Consider the following 21,065-nt stretch of genomic DNA (forward strand, 5'->3'; position numbering starts at 1 on the left):
TATACCACTCGGATGGGCTTCACCCGGCGCGGAGGTGCACCTGGCGCAGCCGGATGCTCGTTTGATGGACAGGAATCGCATCGATACACCTGCTTGAATCCATTAAAAGGCAGAACTCCTGGAAACTGCACATCCAGAAGCTCCGCCGTCTCAAAACGCTGCCTGCCCGTCAGCTGTTTTAGGAATGTTTGTAATTTTCCCAGCCCATATAGGTGGTAAAGGCCTCATCTAACGCGTCCGAAACATGGCCCATGGTCATGGCTACATGATGCTCAAAACCGTTTTGGCACAGATAGGCCAGGAGCTTTTGTAAATCGGGTGTGTGGATGACGGCACGATGCCCAAAAGTATCCAATGGGTCGTCGGTGATCTCCCCTTGGCCGGTATACGCCCGAACCATCCCATAGCTGTCGTCGGTGCTGACCCGTGCATACGTCATATTTCCGGCAGCAGCCCGCCCAGACATGGCCCCAAAGGTGTTTTCTTCACCCAGAGTCGTGCCCAGGATTGGGGCGGTCTTGATCTCAAGATCTGGAACAAAAGATTTGGCCCAGTTCCCGCAGTGGAAGAAAACGCAGCGGTCGGGATCATCGGCATAGTTGTTGTTCCAATCCACCAACGCCGCCGGAGAGCCCGAGGCCAGCTGCAGCGCATACATTGAGACCACGCCGGTGATGTCTACTTCGCAGGCCGACGGCAGCAGCTGGTTGCTCATCATGCTCATCAAGGTGCAGGCATTGACGCCGTAGTTCTTTTGCATCGAAGTCCAACACTGCAGGGCGGTGGCCTGAAGATCATTGGCCTGCATCCAATCGTCAATCACCAACCCCAATTTTGCCATGCGCAGCATGGCGGGGCTTGGAACGGTGCTGTGTTTGGCATAGGATTGGATGGTTTCCAATTTTGCTTTGACGCGCGGCGAGTCGTCTTTCAGGCGGGCAGCGTCGCCCAGAATTTCGGAAAGATCAATGGTGGTGACCGTGATTCCGCTGGCCTGCAAGATTTTTTCGCTGTACCGCACGGTTTGGAAAGACCCCGGCCGGGCACCAATGGCGCCCAAACGCACCGAACGCAGCCCATTCACCACCTTGCAAATACTCACAAACTTTTTCAAATCCTGTTTAAAGGACTCTGAGTTAGGCCGGCTGGTGTGCAGGCTGGTAAGGCTAAAGGCATAACCGTACTGGCGCAAGTTATTGCACACGGAGATTTTTCCGCAGAAAGCATCTCGACGGCGCTCCACGTTAAAGGCGCCCAGGTCATCCGGGTAAGCCTGCACCAAGATGGGGACGTTTAACCCGGAGAGTTTGATGGTATCGGCAACGCCCTTTTCATCTCCGAAATTTGGCAGCACAACCAGGATGCCCTCGATCCGTTCGCGGTTTGCTCTAAACAGATCTGCACAAGCCTTCGAGTGGGCGTAGGTTTCCACGGAACCCAGCTTGGTTTCGTCTTCGCCCAGCATAACGCCTTCAATGCTCATTTCTTGAAACAGGGCCTGGATATCCTTGCGCGCTTCGCTGACGAGGTGATCAGGAAAAAAGTCGCGGTTACCAAAAATTACGCCCAGAGTGGTTTTCATATTCTTCTCCTCAAGTGCTGGACAGCGGATCTTGATGTGTTTCTAAAATTCTATAATTTGAAACCCCAGGCGCCAGCCACAAGAATGACATTCGCAAAGGGTGTAAATTCAGCGGTGCGGATGATGGCTTTCGTTAAACCGGTGCGTGCCTTAAACTCTGCATGGGGCAGCGTTTCAATAGGCACATCCCCCAGTAATTTCTGAATCCCGGCATAGATATGCGGGCTTTTGGTCAAAATATCTTCGGAAACATAGGCTTTTTCCACAAACATCTCGGACAAAACCACTTCCAGGGTCTCTAAAAAGCCAGGAACGCCCGGTTTCAGCGTCAGATCAATGCGCTGCGTGGAGGAAGGCACCGGCAGCCCCGCGTCCGCAACCGTCAGCATGTCCGAATGCTCCAGATGAGCAATCACGGACGAGATGGGTGCATTAATGATCCCGATTTTTTTCATAATTTCGCTTTCCATATAGAAAGATTTATAATTGCGGAGCACCTTACACTTCATGGGCCTGGCTGCGAATCTGGTTCCATGAAGCAGGTGCCTCTCGGGGGTGACGGGCGGCGTGAAAGCCGCTCGCCACCCCCCTTGCTGTATTTCCCTAGAAGATCATAGGGTGAATAGAAGTTTCGGTATTAGGGGCAGCTGGTTTTCCCATTGGGGGCAAAGCCCGTGTACTGGCAGGCGTTTTCCGGGGTCAGCAGAACCATGTCAATGGTTTGCTTTTCGGGTTTGCCAGTGCTGCCGGTGCGAATGAACAGATCCGCCTGGATCACAGCCTGGGTAGCCAGTTCAGCCACCGGTTGGAGCGCGCCAGCGTCAATTTCACCCTTCAGGATGGACTCGTTGACGTCGTCAGAACCGTCGAAGCCCACCACGATCACATCCTTGCGGCCCGCGGCCAGCAAAGCGGCCTGCGCGCCCAGCGCCATGGTATCGTTCCCGCAGATGACGCCCTTGACCTCAGGGTGAGCCTGGAGCAGGCTTTCCATCACGCTGTAGCCTTCGGTCTGGCTCCAGTTGGCGGTCTGCTGGGCAACCATCTTCATCCCAGAAATCTGATCAAGCACGTCGTGGTAGCCCTGGGAGCGAACATGCGCGTTGGTGTCGGTGTCCTTGCCGGTCAGTTCGATGTACTCGCCCTTCTCGCCCATCAGTTCAGCAAAGTACTCGGCCAGAATGGTGGCGCCCTGGTAGTTGTTGGACACGATCTGGGCCACCGCAACGCCTTCTTTGGTGATCTCACGGTCAATCAAGAAGGTGGGGATGCCCGCATCTTTGGCCTTCTGCACAGCGGCCACGGTGGCATCTGCGCCAGCGTTATCGAGGATGATGGCCGCCGCACCCTTGCCGATGCAGGTTTCGATCAGTTCCATCTGTTTGTTGGCATCGTCATCATGGACGAGCTTGAGGGCTTCGTAACCCAGTTCTTCCGCTTTCTTGGCGGCGATTTCCTGTTGGGTGCCAAAGAATGGGTTTTCCACGGGCGGCACGATGATGCACATCAACTTCTTGCCAGCCTCAGCCGCAGGAGCAGCGGGCTTGCAGGCTTCCGTTTTCCCATTGGGGGCAAAGCCCGTGTACTGGCAGGCGTTTTCCGGGGTCAGCAGAACCATGTCAATGGACTGCTTTTCGGGTTTGCCGGTGCTGCCGGTCTTGATGTAAGCATCCGCCTGGACTACGGCCTGGGTAGCCAGTTCAGCCACCGGTTGGAGCGCGCCAGCGTCAATTTCACCCTTCAGGATGGACTCGTTGACGTCGTCAGAACCGTCGAAGCCCACCACGATCACATCCTTGCGGCCCGCGGCCAGCAAAGCGGCCTGCGCGCCCAGCGCCATGGTATCGTTCCCGCAGATGACGCCCTTGACCTCAGGGTGAGCCTGGAGCAGGCTTTCCATCACGCTGTAGCCTTCGGTCTGGCTCCAGTTGGCGGTCTGCTGGGCAACCATCTTCATCCCAGAAATCTGATCAAGCACGTCGTGGTAGCCCTGGGAGCGAACATGCGCGTTGGTGTCGGTGTCCTTGCCGGTCAGTTCGATGTACTCGCCCTTCTCGCCCATCAGTTCAGCAAAGTACTCGGCCAGAATGGTGGCGCCCTGGTAGTTGTTGGACACGATCTGGGCCACCGCAACGCCTTCTTTGGTGATCTCACGGTCAATCAAGAAGGTGGGGATGCCCGCATCTTTGGCCTTCTGCACAGCGGCCACGGTGGCATCTGCGCCAGCGTTATCGAGGATGATGGCCGCCGCACCCTTGCCGATGCAGGTTTCGATCAGTTCCATCTGCTTGTTGGCATCGTCATCATGGACGAGCTTGAGGGCTTCGTAACCCAGTTCTTCCGCTTTCTTGGCGGCAATTTCCTGCTGGGTGCCAAAGAACGGGTTTTCCACAGGTGGCACGATGATGCAGATCAGCTTCTTGGCGGAGCTGGCCGGTTCAGCAGGCGCAGCGGCCTGGGGGGTCGCGGTGGCGGCTGGCTGGCAGGCGCTCAACATCATCCCAAAAATCGCGAGCAGACTCAGGATAACAACTAGCTTTTTGTGTGACATGGACTTCTCCTCAAATAGGTGTGAGAGTTAGAAATATGGGACCAACAGCGGTACGATTTTTGAACCACAAGCATGCTTTTCGATAGACACTCCTTTCAAAGAGACCCTGACTGGCAAAATTCAGATCATCATTTCAGTTCTTGCTGTTTTTGAAGGGCAATTCGTTCCTGCATCCGCGCTTGAACCTGGTCAATAATTACCGCTAAAACAATCACCGCACCTTTGATCACCTTTTGCCAGAAAGATGAAACTCCCATCATCACCAGGCCGTCCCCCAAAACACCGATCACAAAAGCGCCGATCAAGGAGCCGCCAATGCTGCCGCGCCCCCCGGCCAGGGAGGTGCCCCCTAAAACGACCGCAGCGATGGCATTCATTTCAAACGCTTCTCCGGTAGCCGGGTGCGCTGCCACCAATTGCGACGCAATGATCAACCCAACCATTGCTGAGCAGAAACCGCTGATGCTGTAGACGATGACCTTGGTGCGGTTGATGCGCACGCCGGATAATTCGGCAGCCCGTTCGTTTCCGCCAATGGAATACACATGCCGGCCAAACGGCAAGCGTGTGGTCACAATATAGGCCACCGCGGCGAAAATGATCATCATCCAGATGGAATAATTGATGCCCAAGAAATTACCTGAGCCTAAAAGTTCAAAACCGGTGTTTCCGTATTCCGGCCGGCCCACCAGGTTGGGGAAGGTGTACCCATTATTTCGAAGCCCGGCGATCCCGCGCGCCACATACATCGTCCCCAGGGTGGCAATAAAGGGCGCCACATTGAAGCGAGTGATGATCAAACCGGTGGCTGCGCCCATCAGCGTGCCCACAATCAGCGAGATCAGAATGATGGTCCAGGTATGTGGGTAGATGATGATACCCAATTGCGGAATTCGCAGACCTTCGTTAATCAACCCACCGGCGATCATGGCGGTCATGCCGACAATGGAGCCGACTGACAGATCAATTCCACCCGTCAGAATGATAAACGTCATTCCGATGGCCAACAGTGCGTTAATCGCTACATGCTTCGACATGATCACAATGTTGTCGCCGCTTAAAAACTGCGGAGAAAGCACCGTGAAGACCACCAGGACGAGAATCAGCGCAATGAATGCCCTGCCCCGCAGCAGGAACTGCTGCACATCCGTTTTTGTAATGCTGCGTGATTTTTTACTGTGAGTAGCTTCCATTTTGTTATCCTGCTCCCTGCTGGCTGGCTTTGTAAGATGGGCCGTGGCCGATTGCTGACGCGTTGACCAATTTTTCTTCTGTGGCCTCTTGATGAGAGAATTCACCTGTAATCGCTCCCTTAGACATTACCAGGATGCGGTCGGACATCGCGAGGATTTCTTTTAACTCAGACGACACGAAAATGACCCCGTATTTTTGGGCTGCCAGACGGCTCATAATTTCAAAGATTTCCGATTTCGCGCCCACATCGATCCCGCGGGTGGGTTCGTCCAGCAGCAGTACCTTGGGATGAGTCAGCAGGCCTTTGGCCACCACCACTTTCTGCTGATTGCCGCCGCTCAAGGATGTGATCGGCTGCTGTACGCTGGCCACACGAATGGACAATTCTTTTACCTGGCGTTGAGAGGCCTCTTTTTCTTGTTTGCGGGCCAGGAAGATCCCTTTAATGTAATTTTTCAAACTGGCCAGGAGCATGTTGTCTATAACCGAAAGCGTTTGTACCAAACCATAGCGCTGGCGGTCTTCTGGGATGAGCACAAACCCGTTCTGAATGCGCTCTGAAACGGTTTTTGAATTGACCGGCTCACCGTTCAGCCATAATTTTCCCGTTGCCATTGGGCGTGCACCTGCCAGGCAGTCCACCAAATCGGAGCGTCCAGCGCCCATCAACCCATAAAAGCCCAAAATTTCGCCTTCGCGCAGTTCAAAAGACACATGATCCAGCACATATCCTCCCCCAGCGCGCGGAAGAGTCAGGTCTTCAACTTTGAGCAGCACTTCGCCTAATTTGCGCTCGGCTCGTGTGAACAAAGCCGCCGGATTGCGCCCCACCATTTTTTCAATGAGCCAGGAAACGTTGATTTTGCTGGCTTCAGCTTCAGCCACTTTGCGCCCATCCCGCAAGACAGTGATGTAATCGCCAATTTGCAGCAGCTCTTCGAGTTTGTGCGAGATGTAAATGATCGCCACCCCCCGCGATTTCAATTCACGAATAACTCGAAACAAGACTTCCACTTCGGCTGCGCTTAAGGCTGAGGTAGGCTCATCCATAATCAGAATGCGCACTTCCTGGGCCAAAGCTTTGGCAATTTCCACAATTTGCTGCTGGCCAATGCGCAAATCACCAACGAGTTCACTGGGGTCAATGTTTTGCTCAAGCCGTTGGATTAATTCCTGGGCGTGTTGTTTTTCCGATTTTTGGTTGATCAGCCCTTTGTTAATCAGTTCACGGGCCAGATAAATGTTATCTGTTACGCTCAAATTGGCGCACAGGTTCAATTCCTGGTAGATGATGCCAATCCCTAATCGAGTCGCATCCAAGGGGGAATGCAAATGAATTTCCTGCTCGTCGAGCAAAATTTTCCCGCTGGTGGGCCGTTCCACACCGGCTAAAATCTTCATCAGGGTGGATTTGCCAGCCCCGTTTTCCCCAATCAAAACATTGACTTTCCCTTTGCGCACTTTGAAGGAAACGTCGTCCAGCGCCACCGTCCCCGGGAATATCTTGGTGATATTCTCAGCGCTCAGCACAATTTCTTCGGGTGCGTCGACCGATTCAACTTCCAGAGATGGTGAGTGCTCGAGCATTCTTATTCTCCTAACTCGATTTGAACCGGCACGATGCGAATGTTTTTCAGGTCAATTTGAATCAGATTGAATGTACGGATGTTGAATGCGCCCTTAAAGGAGATGGTTTTGCCCATCATGCTGTTCTTATCCAGGCCGCCGAGCACATCCGTGAGGACGCGTTTGTTGATCTCTGATCCCACTTTGCCGTACTCCGTTTGTTCTTTGAAGTCGCCAAAGCTGATGAAGCCGACAGAGTCTCGAATGGAGGTTTCATCGCTGGGGATGCGTGTGCCCACATAGAGCAGAACCTTGATGGGGCCGTCGTAGCCGTCCAATTTCACTTCCACTGTTCCCAGGCTGGTTTCGGTGTTGACATTTACAATCGTGCCGCTGCCTTTCACCATATAAACATGGGCCTCGCCGACGGTGATCAGGCCGTAATGTTCGGCGATCTTGACTAAATCATCTTTGGGTGCAGTTCCTTGTTCATTTACCTCGATCTCGGAGAGTATATTGGAAAGCTCCACGGCCTTTTCATCAAAAGCGGGCAGGATCTGGGAAGCCCAAATGCCGTCCACATAGGATACCGGGTCAAAGGCTTCGCTTTGGACCGCTTTTTCCTCATCCGCGATTTTGACCACCGTGAACCCAAAGCGCCCCACCAACACCAGGCAGATGAGTGCTGCCAAGGCAATTATGATTTTGACAATTTTTTGTGTCATGCCTTCATCCTTTATTTGGGTGTATTTAGAACTTGTTGGACGGCGGATTGCCACCCTGAAAACAAGTTGTTTGCACGGGCCGGGTCCATGGAGGCCGAATATTCCACAAAGCCAACTGGAAGTTTCTGCAAATCTTCCAGGGCGGTGTAGATTTTTAACCCCAGACAACCGCTAAATACTGCGCCGAGTGCGGAAAGCTCTGGGGTCTGAGAAGCCCTAACTTTCAATTGATTCATGTCGGCGACAAATTGCATTAAGAAAGCGTTGCGCACCGCTCCGCCGTCGGCGTGAATCACTCCAAGCTGGAGGTCAGCGTCATCGCCCATTGCCTTCAATACATCGGTAACGATATAGCCGATCGATTCAAGTGCGGCGCGCACGACATGAGCGCGTGTGGTAGAAGGGGTCATCCCCAGGATGGCCGCGCGAGCGTCTGAGCGCCAATAGGGGGCGCTGAGACCAACGAAAGCTGGGATAAAATAAACGCCGCCACTATCGGATACCGATTGTGCCAGCGCTTCTGTTTCGGCAGGGTCAGCAATCAGCTGCAATTGATCACGCAGCCAGGTGATGGTGGCGCCAGTGAAGTTGATAATCCCCTCAAAGGCGTAGGTTGGTTTTCCCTGCCAAACCCATCCCAGGGCCGTCAGGGTGCTGTGCGCCGAAAGGCGCTGCTCGTGACCAATATTCAATAGAATAGACGAGCCGGTGCCAAAGGTCACTTTCGCGCTGCCCGGTGAGAAACAGCGTTGGGCGAACAGCGCGGCTTGCGAGTCTCCCATGACACCATAAATGGGAATGCGGCGGCCCAAGCTGCCGGACAGATCCGTATCGCCAAACCAATCGGAGCTTTCTCGAATCTCAGGCAGACTGCCAAATTCAATTCCAAACGCCCCGCAAAGCTCCTCACTCCAGGCCAGCGTTCCAATATCGTAGAACAGGGTACGCGATGCGTTGGTATGATCGGTTGCGTAAACCTGACCGTTGGTCAGACGGTAAAGCAGGTAGGTATCAATGGTTCCAAACAGGGCTGAGCTGTCCTTCAAACGGGCCTGCAAGTCGGGACGGGCGTCTAAGAGCCAACGCAGCTTGCTGGCTGGGAAGTATGTATCGATTTTTAACCCCGTCCGTTCATGCACAAGCGGCTCTTGACCGGCTTTGATTAATCGCTGGCACACCTCATCTCCGCGCCGACATTGCCAGACGATGGCGTTGCACAGGGGTTTCCCGGTTTGACGATCGAATACTACAAAGGTTTCGCGCTGGTTGGTGAGACTGAGCGCTAATAAGTGATTCTGTTGATCGGCATGGCGGCCAATCAATGTGGAGGCTGCCCGCAGTGTGTTTTGGAAAATTTCTTCGGCGTCGTGTTCCACCCACCCTGGGCGTGGATAAATTTGGTGGTGCGGGAGCATTTCTTGATCCAACAGGGAGCCGTTCGCAGAGAAGAGCAGCGCCTTTGTGGAGGCTGTGCTCTGATCAATTGCCAGAAATAAGCCGGAGTGCTGGTTCATACTGCTTCCTTATGAAGAAGCTGCAGGGCTGTCTTCGCCAGGCCCTGCGCGGAAATGCCGTAGTGGTTAAATATTTCACCCTGACTGCCAATGACAGTATGTTCATCGGGGATACCCACGATATGGATCGGGTGGAAAATGCCCGCCTGCATCAAAAAGGCGGCTACCCGGCTTCCTAAACCACCGTTCACGCTGTGCTCTTCCACGGTGATGGTAGCTTTGGAATGGGTCACCGCATGTTCCACAGCTGCCTCATCAAAAGGACGTAAACTGTGTACACTCAGAACACAACTTGTCAACCCCTGTTCCGCCAGAACCTGGCTGGCAAAATACGCCGGGGCAACGGCTTCGCCGATGGCGAGCAAGGCAATGTCATACTCATCCTGCACGGGGGTCATTTGAATAGCTTTGCCGATTTCAAAATGGACCTGGGGGTCATGCAGAATGGGCATGGCCTTCTTGCCAAAGCGAATATAAACCGGGCGCGGGTGATGAACGGCCGCGCGCACTGCCAGCGCGGTTTCGACGTTGTCGGCGGGAGCAATAATATCAATGTTGTTGATCGCCTGCAGCACGGCAAAATCGTGCAGTGAATGATGGGTCGTCCCCAACGAGCCGTAACTGACCCCTGCGCTGATGCCAATCACCTTGACAGGGTGATCCGAGTAAGCCACATCATTTTTGATCTGTTCCAGGGCGCGAGCTGTGAGAAAACAAGCGGGTGAAACCGCAAAGACCTTTTTGCCCATCGAAGCCAGACCCGCTGAGATGCCCACCAGGTTCTGCTCTGCAATGCCGATTTCGACCAGTTGATCGGGGAACTTGTCTGCAAAAGGTACCAATTTACCCGAACCGCGCGAGTCGCTGGTGGTCACCAAAATATCACGGTCGTTGGCGGCCAGCTCCATCAAGGTGCTGGCAAAAATATCCAGATTGGCCAACCCCATGGGGGTACTATTCGAGTCCATCTACCGCCTCCAAATCTTTTTCGGCCAACCCTAATTCTCGTAAGGCAATCTCATATTCTGTTTCAGAGGGCACCTTATGGTGCCAGGGAGCCTTATCTTCGATGAAACTAACCCCTTTGCCCTTGGTTGTATGGGCCAGCACCAGGTTTGGTTTGCCTGGTTCGAAGGGCAGTTGATCAAACAGATCTACCAGCGCGGCAATGTCGTTGCCATCCACATGACGGACGGCATATCCAAATGCTTTGAATTTATCTTCTAGCGGTTCCAAGGCCATCACATCTTCTGTTCGGCCGCTAATTTGCAGTGTGTTTCGGTCAATGATGGCGACAAGATTATCCAACTTGTAATGCGCAGCGCTGATCGAGGCCTCCCAAACAGAACCTTCAGCCAGTTCTCCGTCCCCCATGATCGTGAACATGCGGTGATCGAGGCCGTCTTTTTTGGCCGCCAAAGCCATGCCGACTGTTAAGGCCAACCCATGACCTAGAGCCCCTGTGTTTTGTTCAATGCCTGGAATATCTCGCGTGGGGTGTCCTGCAAAATGGGAACCGTATTTTCCAACTGTTTCCAGGTCACTCCAGGGAAAGAAGCCTTTATCTGCCAGCACAGCGTATAAAGCTTCTACGGCATGCCCTTTACTGTGAACGTAGTGGTCGCGGTTCCTCTGTGAGAAATTCTCAGGGGTAATATCCATAACGTGATTGTAAAGGACGTTTAAGAGGTCTACACAGGAAAGGCTTCCCCCGGTATGTCCCGCTTTCGCAGCATGAATCAACTTTAACAGCGTCATGCGGTACAAAAGGGATTTTGCCTGAAGTTCTCGGAAATAACTGGTGGAATGAGTAGTGGTGATCATGTCATTTGCCTGAATAAAAATTCACAGTTGCGATTATAATCAACAGGGTTATAATACATAAAATGATTGAATATTTCAACATGTCATGAATATTTATTCATTCTTTTCTGTGTATTCATAAGGAAAATTTCCATGCCTCATATTGATGAACTACGCCTGATCGCCCGCGTCGCACGGATGTATTATGAATGGGATATGCGGCAATCAGAAATTGCCAACCAGCTAGACCTTTCGCAGGCAACCGTATCCCGTTTATTAAACCGGTCAAAAGAGGAAGGCATTATTCGAATTTCCGTAAACCTGCCGGATGGGGTGTACACCGAATTGGAAGAGACCCTGGTAAAAAAATATGGCCTGCGAGATGCAATCGTTGTGGACAGCCTGGATGACGATGAAAAGCTGATCCAACGCGACCTGGGAACAGCTGCCGCCTTTTATCTTGAATCAGCGATTCGGCCCAATGAAATTATTGGAATATCATCCTGGAGCGCAACCTTGTTAGCCTTGGTGGACGCACTGCACCCGCTACCCAAAAAACCGGGTGTAAAGGTAGTCCAAATTTTGGGCGGGGTTGGCAATCCTGCTGTGGCAGCGCACGCTTCCCGACTAACATCCCGCATGGCGCAGCTGGTTAACGGGGATGCTGTATATCTGCCTGTTGCGGGGATCCTGGCTACGGAAGCTGCCCGAGATGTCCTTATGGCTGATGAGGTGACCCAACAGGCTGTGCGCTTGTTTGACCAGGTAACCACAGCACTGGTCGGTATTGGGGCTCTGGATCCGTCGCCCTTATTGGCGCAAAGCGGCAATATTTTCTCACCTCAGGAGCTTAATCACCTGCGTGAAAAAAATGCGGTGGGGGATATTCTGGTGCGTTTCTTTAATATTCACGGCGAACCCGTTGAGACAGGCTTGGAAAGAAGGGTGATTTCTATGAACCTGGATCAATTAAGTAAAGTGAACCGGGCTGTTGGCGTTGCAGGCGGTTTAAGGAAATATGCTGGAATCTTGGGGGCGTTACGCGGTCATTGGATTAATATCCTGGTAACCGATCACTTCACTGCTGAACGGCTGGCAAAGGAATAAACCTGCTGCGGTCAACAACATTCATGGGTTAATACCACCGCCAGCCGTAAAGAAAGCTGCGGCTGGCGGTCAGCATGGGCACGGCCGCCTCAGCGCCTACAGGATAAAGGCCCACATGCCCCAGATGAAGATCATCACCAGGCCGAAGAAAATGCGCACGCCCACCACCCAACCGCAGCCCAAAGCCATGCCGCGCATCGAGTTGGCGGCCTGGCGCCAGCTGCGGATGCGGATGTATTCAATGATGAACAGCCCTACCAGCGCGGCGATCAGCCCGCCGAAGGGCGGGAAAAAGAGGCTGCCCAACAGCCCCGCCACCAGGGCCACGCCGATGGACAGCCAGCTGGCGCCGGTCTGGCGCGCCTCGGTGCTCATCAGCACGTTATCGGCCAGGTTGCCCACCAGCATGATGAGGGTGATAAAGGCAAATAAGACTCCGCTGACCCAATCAAAACCGGTGATCAGGCCGTAGACCAGGGCGGCCAGCCAGATGATGTTCAGGCCGGGGAAGATGACCAGGATTAACCCGGCCAGACCCAGCAGCATGACGGCCAGGGTGACAACGGTGAGGGCGGTTTGGGTCAGCGGAGCCATAGGGTTTTAGTCCGGAAGGATCACATCCAGGCCGCCCATCCAGGGCTTCAAAACGTCTGGAACGCGGATGGAGCCGTCGGCCTGTTGGTAGTTTTCCAGAACGGCGATCAGCGTGCGGGGCATGCCCAAACCGGAGCCGTTGAGGGTGTGTACCAGTTGGGTCTTGCCGCCTTCGCTGGGGCGGAATTTGATGTTGGCGCGGCGCGGTTGAAAGTCACCCACCAGCGACACCGAGGAAACCTCCAGCCATTCGCCGCAGCCGGGGGCCCACACTTCCAGATCGTAGGTGATGCGCGCGCCAAAGCCCAGATCGCCGGTGCACAGCTGCACCACGCGGTAGGTGAGTCCCAGCCCGCGGCAGGTGTCTTCGGCATCCGCTAGCATTTTTTCCAGCTCGCGGTAGGAATCTTCCGGCTTGCAGAAGATGAACATCTCCACCTTGTCAAACTGGTGGCCGCGCTTAATGCCGCGCACATCGCGCCCGGCGCTCATTTTTTCGCGGCGGAAGCAGGGGGTGTAGGCGGTGTAGCGCAGCGGCAGCACGGCTTCTTCTAAAATGTCGCCCATGTGCAGCCCGTTGAGGGCCACTTCAGCGGTGGGCACCATCCACAGATCCTCTTCATGGTCTTTGTAGAGGTTATCCACAAATTTGGGCAGCTGGCCCGAGGCAAACAGGGTTTCGCCGCGCACCATGAAGGGGGTATATTTTTCGGTGTAGCCCTGGCGGGCGTGCAGGTCGAGCATCCAGGCGATGAGGGCGCGCTGCAGCCGCGCTCCTGCCCCCGAAAGGACATAGAAGCGCGAGCCGGTGATTTTGACACCCTGGTCAAAGTTGAGGATGCCCAGGCGCGGGCCCAGATCCCAATGCGGCTGGGGCTGAAAATCAAAGGTGGGAATTTCACCTTCCTGGCGCATCACCACGTTTTCGTGCTCGCCAGTGCCGTAGGGGGTGGCCGGGTCGGGGTAGTTGGGGATGCTGGCCACCAGGTTGCGCAGGTCGTTATCCACCAGGCGCACCTGCTCATCCAGGGCGGTGATGCGGTCGCCCACCACGCGCATTTCGTCAATCTTGGCCTGGCGCTCGGCGGGGTCTTTCATACGCGAGATTTCGCGGGAGACGTTGTTGCGCTGGGCCTTCAGCTGTTCCACTTCGTTGAGCAAGGCGCGGCGTTTTTCGTCCAGAGCCTGGATCTCATCCACAACGGAGGGGTCCATCTGGCGGTCTTTCAGCGCCTGGCGCAGGAGATCCGGCTGTTCACGGATCAGGGCAAGGTCTAACATGGCACAACTCCTTTCGATGGCTGAAACAACAACCCCCCTATCCGTTTGCAGGACGAGGGGGGCCAGCTCGTGGTGCCACCTGCTTTTGCCGCAAGCCGGAGCCAAAGCCGGTTGCAGCCTCATTTGGCGATAACGGAGCCGCCGTTCCTTTTACGGCCGGTCAAAAATGCCGGCCCCTGCAAGGAAGACCAGCCCCCTGTGTAGGGGGGCGCCGGGGGGGAACGCAGGAAGGGGGCCTGCTGGCTCACACCGTCCGCCAGCTCTCTGAAAGGGCCTCGCCGCACAGTCCCGGGCAAGTCTTACAGTTGATGAGGAAAATTATACCCAACCCGGCGGGGATGTCAAGCGGGCGGCAGGAAACAGCCAGGGCAATCGCATCCTGAGTATTCTTTGCCACAATGAGTATGGTTTTTGGGTGAGTTTGTGGGGCTTCGCCCCACAAACTCACCCAAACCTCTATTAAAAATAACCCTTCAAAAACTGGCTTGATGCAAGCGGGCGGCAGGAAACAGCCTGAGAGGGTGGGTGGGGATTACAGGGTGGGGGTGGGGCGGGTGTCGTTGCTGCCCGCGGCGCTGCGGTTCGAGGCGGGCAGGAGCACGGCGTGGGTTTTCAGATCCAGCCGGTAACCCACCCCGCGCACGGTCTTGATGTATTCCGGGTTGCGCGGGTCTTCTTCCAACGCCTGGCGCAGCCAGCTGATGTGCACATCCAGGGTGCGGGTGTCGTCGGTGTAATCGGTGTCCCACACCTGACTGAACAGCTCTTTGCGCTCGATGACCTCACCGGCGCGGTCCATGAGAATTTTCAGCAGCACCACTAGGCGCGGGGTCAGCCGCACCTGACGGGAGCCCACGCGCACCCAGCGGTGTTCCACATCCAACTGCATCTCGCCCACCTGTATGGCGTCTTTTTCTTCCACGGGCATCAGGCCGCGGATGCGGTTGAGCAGTTTTTGCAGGGTGAAGGGCAGCTGCAGGGTGACGTTTGCGCCGGTTTTTTCGTCCGGAGGGGTATCGGGGCCAAAGATGATCACAATCGGAATGCCGGGGGCCTGTTTGATGAGGGATTGGCAAATGCGCCGTCCGCTGCTGCGCAGGGAGGCGGCATCCAACAGGATGAGCTGCGGGTTACTGGAAGACAAGGCGATCAGCGCGTCGCTGCCGGTGGACGCCCGCTCCACATGGAATCCCTTACGGGACAACCCTGTGTAGAAGGAGGGATGGTCCGAGCGCTTGCCTTCGATCAGTAAAATTCTGCCCCTGGTCACCATGACGTTCCGATGCAATCCTTTCAAAGCCTACAGACGCGCGCAGGCGCGCGAAATAAAATGGGCGAAAAAAGACCCAGGCAACGTGGAATAGCCTGGTTTATGCTGATGATCCTGCTTGCCACTACCCATATACAACAAGATTGACGCGACGTTGTTTCTACCGCTTGGGTACTCTGTTTGCCCCCCAACATTTCCCCCTGCATGGTCGCAACGATGTGGGTAGGGGTTTAAGAACAAACAAGAGGTCAAGGTTCGCTTATTATACACGAAATCTTAAAGAAATACAGAGATTTTTGGACGGTTTTAAATTGCATTGCCCTCTTGGGCGTGTTAGAATAAGGCCAGGCCAATCAATTTTGAAGCCAAGAAAGAGGTGGCGGTTATGTCCAGAATGGTAGAGGTTGTGATAGACAGCGTGCGGGTCAGCCTGACCAACCAGCAGCGTATTGTGGTGCTGCGGGAATTGAACGCTGAGCGCTACTTGCCCATCTGGATTGGGCCGTATGAGGCGGAGGCCATCACGATCGCCTTGCAGGAGATTGAGGTAGCCCGCCCGCAGACGCATGATCTGATCAAGAACGTTTTCAACGCCCTCAACGCGCGCCTGCTGCGCGTGGAAGTGATTTCGCTGCGTGATGACGTGTATTACGGCAATCTGGTGGTGGAAGCCGGCGGTGAGGTAGTCAACATTGACACCCGCCCCTCGGATGCGATGGCCCTGGCCGTGCGCGCGCATGTGCCCATTTTGGTCTCGCGGGATGTGATGGAAAGCGCCGGAATCTTGCCGGAGCGCGACATCACCGAGCCGGTGCTGGATTCTCAGGAACCCGAAACCGCCAGCGAAGAGCCCAGCGAACAGCGCCTTTCGGTCTTTGAAGATTTCCTCTCCAATCTGGAATTGGACGACCTCAGCGCTGGGGATGAAGATACGCCGGACGCGCCCAAACCAGACGTAGATCCAGAACCTTAATGTGAATCCTCGCCGGGGCGGTTAGACCAGCCCCGACTGTCTGCAACTGCCGGCGCGCTGTGATCTGAACCCAAGCGCGCCGAGTTTTTACCCCAGGGACGGGCATGGACGAATTACCTCCGATGGAGTCTGTGGAACTGGCCAATATTCAGGCCGAGCCGCACAGCCGCGAAGCGGAAGAAGCGGTCTTGGGGGCTGTTTTAATTAACCCCGAGGCCTTCTATGACGTCGCCCAGTTCCTGAAGCCCGAAGATTTTTACATTGTGCGCAACCGCTGGATCTGGGAGGCGTTTAACCGTCTGCATGAGAGCCGCGCGCCGATTGACTTTTTGACCGTCTGCGAAGACCTGGAACAGCAGAGCCGCCTGTCCGATGTGGGCGGGGCGGCGTACATCATGTCGCTCATCAACCAGACGCCCACCTCTTTGCACGCTGAGGCCTACGGGCGCATTGTGGAGGGCAATTCGGTGCGCCGCCGTATGCTGGTGGCGGCCAACGATTTGGCGCGCCTGGCTCACGATCAGGCCAGCAGCGTGGATACCATCCTGGGCGAGGCCGAAAAGACCATCTTCGGCATCAGCGAGCGGCGCATCAAGCGCGATGTGCAGCCCATTCAGCAGGTGCTGAGTGAGGTCTTTGACCGCGTGGAAGATCTCTCCAAGCGCGGGGATGAACTATACGGCGTGCCCACCGGCCTGATTGATCTGGATAAACTGTTGGGCGGGCTGCAAAAGAGCGATTTGCTGATCATCGCCGGACGCCCTGGCATGGGTAAGACCGGCTTCATGCTGTCGGTGGCCAAGAACGCCGCCCAGAAGCACAAGAAACACGTGGCCATGTTCTCGCTGGAAATGTCCAATGAACAATTGGTGCAGCGTCTCATCGCCCAGGAGACGGGCATTGACACCCAGCGTCTGCGCACCGGCAAGCTGAACCCGGACGAATGGCCGCTGTTCACCCACGCCATTGACGTGCTTTCAGATACGCATCTCTTTTTGGACGACACCCCGGCCATCACCCCTTTGCAGCTGCGCACCAAGTGCCGCCGCCTGCATCTGGAATATCACCTGGATCTGGTGATTGTGGACTATTTGCAGCTGATGAGCAGCGACAAGCCCACCGATAACCGCGTGCAGGAAGTTTCTTTCATCTCCCGCAACCTGAAGGTGCTGGCGCGCGAATTGGAAGTGCCCGTGCTGGCGGCGGCGCAGCTTTCGCGCGCGGTGGAACAGCGCCAGGATAAGCGCCCGGTGCTTTCGGACCTGCGCGAATCCGGCTCATTGGAGCAGGACGCCGATATTGTGATGTTCATCCACCGGCCTGACGCGCTGGAAAAAGACAACCCGCGCTCCAACCTGGCCGAGCTGATTGTGGCCAAGCACCGCAACGGCCCCACCCATTCGGGCATTGAGATGGTCTTCCTGAACAACGTGGCCCGCTTTGAGAACGCCTCCACCGCTGGGACGCGCTGAGCATGGCGGTTAAGCCTTTTTTGGGTTTTTCGGGCACGAAGGCCCAGCTCACACCGATGCCCGCGGATTTCTTCCGCGAGCTGCTGGCCAGCATCGATTCGCTGGCGGAACTGAAAGTGACCCTGGCGGCCCTCTGGCTGCTGAACCAGCAGCAGGAGAAAATGCGCTACCTGCTGCGCGAAGATTTTTTGCAGCCGGGCAGCGGCGCGCCCCTGGCCGAAACGCCCCAGGCCGCCGAACAGATCCTGGACGAAGGCCTGCCCCTGGCGGTGGCGCGCGGCACGCTGCTGGCGGCGCCGCTGACGGAACCGGCGGGTGAGGTGCTGTACTTCTTGAACACGCCCCGCGGACGGGGGGCCTTGCGCGCGCTGCAAACCGGCGCCTGGCAGCCCGACCTGGGCCAGCATGAGACCGCCGGGGTGGTGGTGGAACGCCCCAACATCTTTAAGCGGTATGAAGATGAGTTTGGCCCGCTGACCCCCCTGGTGGCCGACACGCTGCGCGACATGGAGCAGCTTTATCCGCAGGGCTGGATTGAGGAAGGCATGCGCATCGCCGTGCAGGCCAACAAGCGCAGCCTGCGCTATGTGGAAGCGATTTTACGCTCCTGGCAGGAGAAAGGACGCGATGAAAAAGATCGACGAGACCCTGAAAAAGATCGCCGCCGATTCATCGAAGGCGAATACTCCGACTTCATCGAACATTAATCCGCCCGCGGCGGCCTCTTCGCCCTTCCCAGGGGACCCCAACTGCCCCATCTGCGGTGGGGTGGGGTTTGTGCGGCGCGAGCTGCCGATCACCGATCCCGATTTTGGGCGGCTGCAGGTGTGCGTTTGCCGTCAGCAGGCCGTGGCGGAGGCCAGCCAAAACCGCCTGTTCCGCCTGAGCAATCTGGACGCATTCAAAGAACAGACCTTTGAGGCCTTTAACCCCCAGGGACGGTTGGGGCTGGGGGAACATCAGGTGCGCTCGCTGAACATGGCCCTGACACTCTCGCAGCAGTACGCGCAGACGCTGAAGGGCTGGCTGCTGCTGTTGGGGGGCTACGGCTGCGGCAAGACCCACCTGGCGGCGGCGGTGGCCAATTTTGTGGTGCGGCTGGGGGTTCCCACCCTGTTCCTGACCGTGCCCGATCTGTTGGATTGGCTGCGCTTCTCCTACGGCGACCGTGAATCGGGCTTTGAGGAGCGCTTTGACGAGATTCGCAATATCCGCCTGCTGGTGCTGGACGATTTGGGCACCCAAAACGCCACGCCCTGGGCGCAGGAAAAACTGTTTCAGATCATCAACCACCGCTATGTGAACCGCCTGCCGTTGGTGATGACCAGCAATCTACGCCTGGAGGAGATGGACGGGCGCATCCGCTCGCGGCTGGAAGACCCCGATCTGGTGACCAAGGTGGAGATTCAGGCCCCCGATTTCCGTTCACCGGTGCGCGAAACCAGCAGCCAACCGCAGCTTTCGACCCTGCATCTGCATTCCAGCCGCACTTTCGGCAGCTTCAGCATGCGCGAGAGCGAACGGCTGCCCGGCGAGGAGCAGAAGAGCCTGGAAAAGGCCTTCCGCGCCGCCCAGGTGTATGCCGAAGCGCCGCGCGGATGGTTGGTGCTGATGGGCACCTACGCCACCGGCAAAACCCACCTGGCGGCCTCCATCGGCAACTACCGCTTCGGCCTGGGGGAAGAGCCTATGTTCGTGGTGGTGCCCGACCTGCTGGATCACCTGCGCGCCACCTTCAGCCCCACCAGCTCGGTTTCGTACGACCGTTTGTTTGACCATGTGCGCACGGCCTCGCTGCTGATCCTGGACGATTTGGGCACGCAGAGCGCCACGCCCTGGGCGCGCGAGAAACTCTATCAACTGATCAACTACCGCTACAACGCCGAGCTGCCCACGGTGATCACCACCTCGTCCCCGCTGGACGAAATTGACCCGCGGGTGCGCAGCCGCATGTTGGACCGGCGCATTTGTGAGATTTATGTCTTGAATGTGCCATCCTACCGGGCGGCCCCCAACGGGGGCAGCAGCCCGGCGCGCAAGACGGCCGCCCGCCGCAAGACGGGGTGAGCTTGCGCGCGGGGAAGGGTGCGTTTCGGCCCATTGACGGGGGACTGCGGCCGGCGTACAATGCTGTATAACTGAATATTCGCCCACAGGTATTCTGCCCCGCGCGGGGCAGATGGATGGCGAAACCGGTGTGAATCCGGTGCTGTTGCGCAACTGTGATCCAGCCTTGGGGCTGGTCAGCCAGGTCGACCGCTTGTGGCGCGTTCTTCACAACCTCGCACAAAGGAGGTGAGAACCGTGGATGCTGGATTGGCCCGAAAATCACCCCCTATCGCTTGCGGTAGGGGGTTTTTGTTGGCAGAGGCTTTCCGGGCGCGGCAACAATACCTTTGACTCTGTTTTGACATCGCCGGAAACAATTATCAACCGAAACCAACAAGAGAGGCAGTTAACATGAAATCAACTTGGAAAATGTTCCTGGGGCTGACGATCTTCGCCCTGCTTTTGACGGCGTGCGCTCCCGCCGCCACTCCCGCCCCCGCGCCGACGGCTGTTCCCACCGCTGTGCCGACCCTGGCGCCCACGGCTGTGCCCGCGCTGGTGTTCACCGACGGGCTGGGGCGCAGTGTGTCATTGGAAAGCACCCCCCAGCGCATCATCTCGATGGCCCCTTCGAACACCGAAATTCTGTTCGCGGTGGGGGCCGGCGCGCAAGTGATCGCGCGCGACGATCTCTCGGATACGCCCGAAGCCGCCCAGGCTTTGCCCTCGGTGGGCGGGTTCAGCGGTTACAACGTAGAACAAATGGTGGCGCTGAAGCCCGATCTGGTGCTGGCCGCTGAAATCAACACGCCAGAGCAGGTGAAGGCCATGGAAGACGCGGGGCTGACCGTGTATTACCTGTCCAACCCTAAGGATTTTGAAGGGCTGTATGCCAATTTGACCCTGGTGGGGCAGCTGAGCGGACATGAGATCGAGGCCGCAGCTTTGAACGAAAGCCTGAAGGCACGCGTGCAGGCTGTCACCGAGGCGGCAGCCCAGGCCAAGGAAACACCCAGCGTGTTTTACGAACTGGATTCCACCAATCCGGCTAAGCCCTGGACGAGCGGCCCCGGCACCTTTGTGGATTTGATCATCCGCATGGCGGGCGGGCGCAACGTGGGCGCGGAACTGGACGCCGAATGGGCGCAGATCAGCCAGGAGGCTTTGATTGTGGCCGACCCCGATTTCATCCTGATGGGCGACTCCATGTGGGGGGTGACGGCGGAGCAGGTGGCAGCCCGCCCGGGTTGGGATGGGTTGAAGGCTGTGCAGACCCAAAAGGTGCTGCCCTTTGACGACAACCTGGTCAGCCGCCCCGGGCCGCGCCTGGTGGACGGTTTGGAAGCCATGCTGAAAATTTTTCACCCCGAGTTGGTGAAATAAG

General features: G+C 56.4%; 18 protein-coding genes, 1 pseudogene and 1 riboswitch. Of the genes and pseudogenes, 6 read left to right on the forward strand and 13 right to left on the reverse strand.

Annotated elements, in window-relative coordinates; all coding sequences use genetic code 11:
* Positions 1-178 precede the first annotated feature (178 nt).
* The 10 genes and pseudogenes from ADN01_RS01065 to ADN01_RS01105 form a co-directional block, all read right to left on the reverse strand.
* A complete protein-coding gene (locus ADN01_RS01065) occupies positions 179-1,582 on the reverse strand; it encodes an L-fucose/L-arabinose isomerase family protein (protein WP_062419435.1) in 1,404 nt (467 codons plus the stop codon).
* Between the two features lie 50 nt (positions 1,583-1,632).
* Complete coding sequence (gene rbsD / locus ADN01_RS01070) at positions 1,633-2,052, reverse strand: D-ribose pyranase (RefSeq protein ID WP_201778605.1); 420 nt, start codon at positions 2,050-2,052, stop codon at positions 1,633-1,635.
* 167 nt (positions 2,053-2,219) lie between these two features.
* A complete protein-coding gene (locus tag ADN01_RS20275) occupies positions 2,220-3,200 on the reverse strand; it encodes a D-ribose ABC transporter substrate-binding protein (protein ID WP_082142933.1) in 981 nt (326 codons plus the stop codon).
* A 51-nt stretch (positions 3,201-3,251) separates the two neighbouring features.
* Positions 3,252-4,133 (reverse strand): annotated as a pseudogene (locus tag ADN01_RS20280) (substrate-binding domain-containing protein); the annotation flags it as partial.
* Positions 4,134-4,261: 128 nt separating this feature from the next.
* Positions 4,262-5,326: an ABC transporter permease gene (locus tag ADN01_RS01080; protein WP_062419434.1), complete on the reverse strand. Its 1,065-nt coding sequence runs from the start codon at positions 5,324-5,326 to the stop codon at positions 4,262-4,264.
* A gap of 4 nt (positions 5,327-5,330) precedes the next feature.
* Positions 5,331-6,914 (reverse strand): sugar ABC transporter ATP-binding protein, encoded by a 1,584-nt coding sequence (locus ADN01_RS01085; RefSeq protein ID WP_062419433.1) that lies wholly within the window; start codon positions 6,912-6,914, stop codon positions 5,331-5,333.
* 2 nt (positions 6,915-6,916) lie between these two features.
* On the reverse strand, positions 6,917-7,618 hold the full coding sequence (locus tag ADN01_RS01090; protein ID WP_062419432.1) for a DUF2291 family protein: 702 nt from the start codon (positions 7,616-7,618) through the stop codon (positions 6,917-6,919).
* Positions 7,619-7,629: 11 nt separating this feature from the next.
* Positions 7,630-9,132: an FGGY family carbohydrate kinase gene (locus ADN01_RS01095; protein ID WP_062419431.1), complete on the reverse strand. Its 1,503-nt coding sequence runs from the start codon at positions 9,130-9,132 to the stop codon at positions 7,630-7,632.
* Positions 9,129-10,100, reverse strand: coding sequence for a transketolase family protein (locus ADN01_RS01100; RefSeq protein ID WP_062419430.1), 972 nt, complete (start codon positions 10,098-10,100; stop codon positions 9,129-9,131). Before ADN01_RS01100 ends, ADN01_RS01095 begins: the two co-directional genes overlap by 4 nt.
* Positions 10,087-10,956, reverse strand: a complete 870-nt coding sequence (locus ADN01_RS01105; protein WP_062419429.1) for a transketolase — start codon at positions 10,954-10,956, stop codon at positions 10,087-10,089. The genes ADN01_RS01100 and ADN01_RS01105 overlap by 14 nt, the downstream gene beginning before the upstream one ends.
* Before the next feature lie 66 nt (positions 10,957-11,022).
* Between ADN01_RS01105 and ADN01_RS01110 the strand changes: the two genes are divergently transcribed.
* Positions 11,023-12,042, forward strand: a complete 1,020-nt coding sequence (locus ADN01_RS01110; protein WP_152973991.1) for a sugar-binding transcriptional regulator — start codon at positions 11,023-11,025, stop codon at positions 12,040-12,042.
* A gap of 96 nt (positions 12,043-12,138) precedes the next feature.
* Here ADN01_RS01110 and ADN01_RS01115 read toward each other — a convergent pair whose 3' ends face one another.
* The 3 genes from ADN01_RS01115 to ADN01_RS01125 all read right to left on the reverse strand — a co-directional run bounded on the left by ADN01_RS01115 (position 12,139) and on the right by ADN01_RS01125 (position 15,121).
* Positions 12,139-12,636, reverse strand: coding sequence for a DUF456 domain-containing protein (locus tag ADN01_RS01115; RefSeq protein ID WP_062419427.1), 498 nt, complete (start codon positions 12,634-12,636; stop codon positions 12,139-12,141).
* Between the two features lie 6 nt (positions 12,637-12,642).
* Complete coding sequence (gene serS / locus ADN01_RS01120; RefSeq protein ID WP_062419426.1) at positions 12,643-13,917, reverse strand: serine--tRNA ligase; 1,275 nt, start codon at positions 13,915-13,917, stop codon at positions 12,643-12,645.
* A gap of 532 nt (positions 13,918-14,449) precedes the next feature.
* Positions 14,450-15,121 (reverse strand): response regulator transcription factor, encoded by a 672-nt coding sequence (locus ADN01_RS01125; RefSeq protein WP_160318348.1) that lies wholly within the window; start codon positions 15,119-15,121, stop codon positions 14,450-14,452.
* Between the two features lie 451 nt (positions 15,122-15,572).
* Between ADN01_RS01125 and ADN01_RS01130 the strand changes: the two genes are divergently transcribed.
* The 5 genes from ADN01_RS01130 (at position 15,573) to ADN01_RS01150 (ending at position 21,064) form a co-directional block, all read left to right on the forward strand.
* Positions 15,573-16,160 (forward strand): bifunctional nuclease family protein, encoded by a 588-nt coding sequence (locus tag ADN01_RS01130; RefSeq protein WP_062419420.1) that lies wholly within the window; start codon positions 15,573-15,575, stop codon positions 16,158-16,160.
* Positions 16,161-16,264: 104 nt separating this feature from the next.
* Positions 16,265-17,632: a replicative DNA helicase gene (dnaB, locus tag ADN01_RS01135; RefSeq protein ID WP_062419419.1), complete on the forward strand. Its 1,368-nt coding sequence runs from the start codon at positions 16,265-16,267 to the stop codon at positions 17,630-17,632.
* A gap of 2 nt (positions 17,633-17,634) precedes the next feature.
* A complete protein-coding gene (locus ADN01_RS01140) occupies positions 17,635-18,339 on the forward strand; it encodes a DnaD domain-containing protein (protein ID WP_062419418.1) in 705 nt (234 codons plus the stop codon).
* Entirely contained in the window at positions 18,260-19,699 is a 1,440-nt protein-coding gene (locus tag ADN01_RS19520; RefSeq protein WP_082142927.1) for an ATP-binding protein, read from the forward strand. Before ADN01_RS01140 ends, ADN01_RS19520 begins: the two co-directional genes overlap by 80 nt.
* A gap of 70 nt (positions 19,700-19,769) precedes the next feature.
* A riboswitch (cobalamin riboswitch) is annotated at positions 19,770-19,910 on the forward strand.
* A 182-nt stretch (positions 19,911-20,092) separates the two neighbouring features.
* On the forward strand, positions 20,093-21,064 hold the full coding sequence (locus ADN01_RS01150) for an ABC transporter substrate-binding protein (protein ID WP_075070850.1): 972 nt from the start codon (positions 20,093-20,095) through the stop codon (positions 21,062-21,064).
* Position 21,065: the final 1 nt, after the last annotated feature.

The sequence above is a fragment of the Levilinea saccharolytica genome (genome assembly GCF_001306035.1).
Classification (GTDB): domain Bacteria; phylum Chloroflexota; class Anaerolineae; order Anaerolineales; family Anaerolineaceae; genus Levilinea; species Levilinea saccharolytica.